Below are 388 nucleotides of genomic sequence, written 5' to 3'. Positions count from 1 at the left end.
CGGGACGCAAAGATGAAAGCCTATTTAAATCAGCAGCAGGAAATCCGCCACCAGGAAGAGGTCATCGCGAAGTTAAAGTCCTTCAACAGGGAAAAATCCATCAAACGGGCGGAGAGCCGGGAAAAGATGCTGGATAAGATTGAGATTCTGGAAAAGCCGGCGGAAGTAAATGATGAGATGCGGATCCGCCTGGAGCCCAATATCATCAGCGGAAACGACGTACTGACCGTCCGTGGGCTAAGCAAGGCCTTTGGTCCCAACCATTTGTTTGACCACGTTGATTTTGAGATCAAACGCGGAGAACGGGTTGCCATCATCGGAGGCAACGGAACCGGAAAAACCACAATTTTAAAGATATTAAACAATCTGCTGCCGGCGGATACCGGAG

At 49.7% G+C, this 388-nt stretch carries 1 protein-coding gene; it reads left to right on the top strand.

Annotated features, from left to right (window positions below; all coding sequences use genetic code 11):
- A partial coding sequence (locus NE664_15525; protein ID MCQ4728043.1) for an ATP-binding cassette domain-containing protein occupies positions 1-388 on the top strand: 388 nt, incomplete at both ends.

It is taken from the genome of Anaerotignum faecicola, from assembly GCA_024460105.1.
Lineage (GTDB): Bacteria > Bacillota > Clostridia > Lachnospirales > Anaerotignaceae > JANFXS01.
The sequence above is the reverse complement of the archived record's forward strand: the minus strand, read 5'-3'. Positions and strand labels throughout refer to the sequence as shown.